The organism is Deinococcus sp. (assembly GCF_018260405.1).
Taxonomy (GTDB): Bacteria; Deinococcota; Deinococci; order Deinococcales; family Deinococcaceae; genus Deinococcus.
In genome coordinates, this window is sequence record NZ_JAGLBG010000133.1 from 1 (window position 1) to 4,978 (window position 4,978).

Annotated in this window: 4 protein-coding genes; 1 reads left to right on the forward strand and 3 read right to left on the reverse strand. The window is 66.2% G+C overall.

Features of this window, described 5'->3' with window-relative positions:
• The 3 genes from QZ269_RS11975 to QZ269_RS11985 form a co-directional block, all read right to left on the reverse strand.
• On the reverse strand, window positions 1-1,520 hold a 1,520-nt coding region (locus tag QZ269_RS11975; protein WP_291426938.1), incomplete at its 3' end, for an aldehyde dehydrogenase family protein.
• Between the two features lie 32 nt (window positions 1,521-1,552).
• Window positions 1,553-3,592 (reverse strand): GMC family oxidoreductase, encoded by a 2,040-nt coding sequence (locus QZ269_RS11980; RefSeq protein ID WP_291426939.1) that lies wholly within the window; start codon window positions 3,590-3,592, stop codon window positions 1,553-1,555.
• A gap of 175 nt (window positions 3,593-3,767) precedes the next feature.
• Window positions 3,768-4,553: a helix-turn-helix transcriptional regulator gene (locus QZ269_RS11985; protein WP_291426940.1), complete on the reverse strand. Its 786-nt coding sequence runs from the start codon at window positions 4,551-4,553 to the stop codon at window positions 3,768-3,770.
• A 238-nt stretch (window positions 4,554-4,791) separates the two neighbouring features.
• On the opposite strand from QZ269_RS11985, the gene QZ269_RS11990 reads away from it, so the two are divergent.
• Complete coding sequence (locus tag QZ269_RS11990; protein WP_291426941.1) at window positions 4,792-4,911, forward strand: DUF1348 family protein; 120 nt, start codon at window positions 4,792-4,794, stop codon at window positions 4,909-4,911.
• Window positions 4,912-4,978: the final 67 nt, after the last annotated feature.

Below are 4,978 nucleotides of genomic sequence, written 5' to 3' on the forward strand. Positions count from 1 at the left end.
CATAGTTCCAGCGAACTACCGAACTGGAGCGCCTTGATTTCCATGAATTCTTCCAGGCCCAGCCGCCCGAATTCGCGGCCATTGCCCGACTGCTTGTAGCCGCCGAACGGCGCAACTGGGTTAAACGCCCCGCCGTTGACCGAGACCTGCCCGGTGCGGATGCGCTTGGCGACGCGCACGGCCCGCTCAGGGTCGCTGGAATACACGCCGCCTGCCAGACCGTAGTCGGTGGCGTTGGCAATCCGGATGGCGTCGTCCTCGTCCTCGTAAGGCTGGATGACCAGCACCGGGCCAAAGATTTCCTCACGGCCAATGGTCATTTCGGGCGTGACTTCCGAAAAGACCGTGGGGCGCACATAGTAGCCACGCTCCAGACCGTCGGGGGCCTGCGCTCCACCGGCGAGCAGTTTGGCTCCCTCGGCCTGCCCTTTTTCGATGTAGCCGCGCACCCGGTCACGCTGCACGCCCGACACCAGCGGCCCCAGCGTGGTCGCCGGGTCGAACGGGTCGCCCACCTTTACCTGAGACACCACCGCCTGCACCACCGCTTCCACCTCGGGCAGGCGGCTGCGCGGCACCAGCATGCGCGTCAGGGCTGAGCAGGTCTGACCCGAGTTGAGGTAGCAGCCCTGCACACCGTTCACCACGGCCTGCGTCAGCGCGTCGCCGGTCAGGTCGGCGTCGTCGAGGATGATGTAGGGGCTTTTGCCGCCCAGTTCCAGGGCCACGCGTTTGATGGTGCGGGCAGCCAGTTCGCTGACCCGCCGGCCCGCCGCCGTGGAACCGGTGAACGACACCATATCCACCTCGGGGTGCGAGGCGATGGCTTCCCCGACCACCGGGCCGGTGCCGGTAATCAGGTTGAACACGCCCGCCGGGACACCCGCCGCCTGCATGATTTCGGCCAGCACGAAGGCGTTGAGCGGCGCGACCTCGCTGGGCTTGAGCACCACCGTGCAGCCCGCGGCCAGCGCCGGGGCGACTTTGGCGGCAATCTGGTGCAGCGGGTAATTCCAGGGAGTAATGGCGGCCACCACGCCTACCGGCTCACGCAAAATCACCGAGCTGGTCAGCTTTTCCTCGAAGGGGTAGCGCCGGATTTCCTCGGCCATTGAGGCGAAGGTAATGGCGGGCAGGCCCACCTGAATCATGTTGCTGAACATGAACGGCATCCCGACTTCCTGGGCGATCAGCTGGGCCAGTTCGCCTTGGCGGGCGCTGAGACCCTGGCTGACGCGCTCCAGAATGGCGGCGCGTTCCTCCACCGGGGTCTGCGACCAGCCCTCGAAGGCGGCGCGGGCGGCCTTGACTGCCTTATCAGCATCTTCCGCGGTGGCTGCCGGTGCGGAACCCATCACTTCCTCAGTGGCCGAGTTAATGACGTCGATGGTTTCGCTGCTGCCCGGATTGACCCACTCGCCGCCGATGAACAGCTGGGTGTGGTGGCGCAGCGGGGGGGCAGCGGGGGCTGTGGTCGAGGCTGGGGGAACAGTCTGGTCTGCTTGGATCTGGGTGGTCATGTGAAACTCCTTGGCGGGTCAGGCGGAAACAATCAGCCGTTCAGGCTGCTGGGGGTGTGGTCGGCTCCGGCGGGGGGCAGGCTGCCGGTGTTCATGGTGTCCAGGATGTTGGCCGCCGTGCGGTGGGCCAGCGACATGCACGACACCATCGGGTTGACGCCGCTGCAGGTCGGGAAGGCGCTGGTGTCGCCAATCCACACGCCGCGCACGTCATGCAGCTGCCCACTTGGGTCGGCCACGCTGGTCTGCGGGTCGGTGCCCATGCGGGCCGAACCCATCTGGTGGGCGCTGAACGCGGTTTGCCCGCCTGCGCCCAGCGGCACGGCGCTGACCTGTTCGATAAACGCTTCGAGGTCGTCTCCCCGCTGCCAGGGCGCGACTCCGGGGGCCAGGGCGATGATTTCCTGCGCTCCGGCGGCTTCGTGCAGGCGAATCGATTCGGCAATCCCGGCGCGGAAGTTGCGCTGATCGAGTTCGTCGGTCACGGCGTAGGTGTGAACCGCGTTCCCCGCCTCGTCAATCGTGACCTGGCCGTGGCCCCGGTCCTGCACGATGCTCACGAAAAGAGACATCTGCGAGAACTTGCTCATCAGTTCCTTGTGGGCCGCGCCACCCGTCCAGGGCAGGCCGGACGCTATCAGGCCGGGGCCATACTGCACGCCCTCAATGATGAAGCCGTGCCCATCCTCGCGGTTGGCGAAGGTTTTGAGAATCCCGCTCTGGGGCGGTCCCCACCAGGCCCGCTGGTCCTCCGGATAGACGCCCGCGACCATTCCTGCCGGGTGCAGACGCAGGTATTTTCCGGTGGCCGGGCCGCCCAGCCCTGAACGCAGCAGTAGCGCGGGCGTTTCCAGTGCGCCGCAGGCGACGACCACCTGCGCGGCCTTCACGGTGATATGACGGGCCTCGCCATTCACCGTGGTGGTCGCCGTGACGCCCGTGGCCTGCCCGTTTTCCACCAGGATGCGCTCGGCGTGGGTACCGACCAGAATCCTGGCCCCGGCGTCGTAGGCGTCCTGCAGGAAGGTTTTCAGGGTGCCCTGCTTGGCCCCGGTCTGGTCACCGAAGCCCGCGTGCCCGGCTTTCTCGGCGTCGTACCGCTCAGGGTCGAGGTTGAGGGCGGCCTTCGTGAAGGTGTAGCCCCGCGCTTTTGCCCCCTCATCTAGCCGCTGGTGGGGGCCGTTGTAGTCGCTACAGTCCTCGTTGACCTTCATGCGCTTCAACACGGCGTCGATGTGCGCGTCATATTCCGGCCCGGCCAGGTCGCTCAGGCCAAATTCGCTGGCCCAGCGCTGGCGGATGTCGTCGCGCGGGCGCACCGAGTTGGACCAGTTGACGGTGGAGCCGCCGCCCAGGTTGGCTCCGGCCACCAGAGTCACGTTGCCGTCGGCGGTGGGGTGGTAGCCGCCCCGGTAATACAGCGCGGAATAGGCGGGCAGTTCCAGACCGTGAAAGTCGGCCTCGTTGTGGTAGCCGCCCGCTTCCAGCACGACCACGCGCTTGCCCGCCTGCGCGAGTTCTCCGGCGATGACCCCGCCGCCCGAACCCGAGCCGACGATGACCACGTCCGCCTCCAGCACCTCGCCGTCGGCGGGCACGGTGGGCTGGATGGTCTTGGGCGTCTGGGGCGCGGCGCTGCCGATGCCGCTGTAGGCCAGATGCGGCCACAGCGCGTTTTTGCCGTCTGGCCCGGGCATGGCGTAGCCGAACATCAGGGTGAGCTGGCGCAGCGCCCCGATACCAGCGGCGGCTTCGGGGGCGATTCCGGCCACGGTTCGCACCAGCGTCTCACGGACTGCCTGGCTCTGGGCATGGAAGCTGAGCTGCGCCATCGCGTCCAGCAGGCCCAGCAGCCCCGCGCGGGTCGCCGGGGGCAACTGCGTATTCAGGTAGCCTTCCAGGGCCTGGTTCACGCCCATGTGGGAGGCGGCCACGCTCCAGAACTCGGCGGGCTGGCGCTCGGGGACGGCAGGCAAAAAGGTGTCGGTCAGGGCCTTGAGGGTGGCCCGCTGGCCGCTCGTCAGGCTGGGTACGGCAGAATCGTTGCTCTGGGTCGTGGAACTCTGGGTCATGGGTCGGCTCCTGGCCGGGGCGCTCACTTCGCCTGGATTCCTGGCAGGTCACTGGGACTGGATACCGGGAAAGGCCAGGCCGAGCAGCGCCGGGGCTTTTGAATTGAGGTTTGCTGTTTCATTAGAGTCCTTCCCCACCCTCCGGACAAGGAAACTGGTTACCACTCCTTCGCGTCTACTCAGGAGGCACGGCGATGCTTTGCAACAGCTGGCGTGCTCCTGCGTCGGCAGGCAGAAACGACACATGCCACAGCTCCGGCAGACCCACGAACTGCAGTCGGATGACTTCCAGGCGAAACGGGCCGTAGGCGGGGAGCAGAAACTCAACGGGCATGGTGGGCGTGGTGTCGCTGGCGGCCTCGACATGCTGCCACAGCCGCGCAAAATCAGGCAGGCCGCGCAGCCGGGCCAGCAGTTCCTGCCGCTCCGCCGCTCCGCTGAGGTGGGCGCTGTCGCGCTTGAACTGCGCCAGCATAGAGCGTGCCCAGCCCTCCCAGTCGGGAATGTGGCGGCGGTTGAGTGGACTGAAGACCTGCGCCACCAGACTTTCACCCGGCTGGAGCGGCTCGCCCAGTTGCTGGAACAGCGCGTAAGCCAGGGTGTTGGCGTGCAGTACAGTCCACTGGCTGTCGTGCAGCACGCCGGGGTAACGGCTGCCGTCCACCAGGGCCTGGGCATACTGGTTGAGCAGCGGCGGCGCGACATTCAGCGTGCCCTCCGCGGCCAGGTTCGGCCAGCCCGCCACGGATAGAAAATGCTGACGCTCCGGCCCCTGCAGGTGCAGGGCGTCGGCCAGTTGCCGGGCCAGCCGTTCGGAGAGGTGTTGCCGCTTGCCACGCTCCAACTGCCCAATGTAGGGCCGGGTGCAGCGGGCGAGCCGCGCCAGCTGGCCCTGGCTGAGCTGCCGACTCTGCCGCAGGCTGACCAGTAGCGCGGCCAGGTCGGTTCTTTCAGCGGTCATTGCTCATCAGTTGTCTTCCGTCATCCTGTCCGTAGGCTACCTGACTCTGATGGGTGAGGGCCGATTCCTACTCCTGACTGTTCGCTCGCAGGCTTTGAAAAAGCTTCGCAGCATGACTTCTGGCTGCAATGGTCTGGGGAGGTGTATCGCAGGGGGATAAGGCCTGCCCGGTCTGGTCAGCAGTTGCGCGGTTACAGGCGTATTTGTACTGACTGGTCAAAATTGTACCATCTGGTACATGAGCCGCCCACCTTTTCCTCCCTTTTCGTTGGCCACCGCCACTCAGAAAGTTCGGATGGCTGAAGACGCCTGGAATACCCGTGACCCACAGCGGGTTTTGCTGGCCTACACGGGGTGACGTGAGAGTTGAGCCGAAAAATTACCCTAGTGACGTAGAACACATTTTCTCTGGCGGGCCTACTAGG

What these genes read in the sequence shown, in the direction of transcription:
- QZ269_RS11985 (WP_291426940.1), bottom strand. Translation starts at nt 4,553, where the DNA reads ATGACCGCTGAAAGAACCGACCTGGCCGCGCTACTGGTCAGCCTGCGG.
- QZ269_RS11980 (WP_291426939.1), bottom strand. Translation starts at nt 3,592, where the DNA reads ATGACCCAGAGTTCCACGACCCAGAGCAACGATTCTGCCGTACCCAGC.
- QZ269_RS11990 (WP_291426941.1), top strand. Translation starts at nt 4,792, where the DNA reads ATGAGCCGCCCACCTTTTCCTCCCTTTTCGTTGGCCACCGCCACTCAG.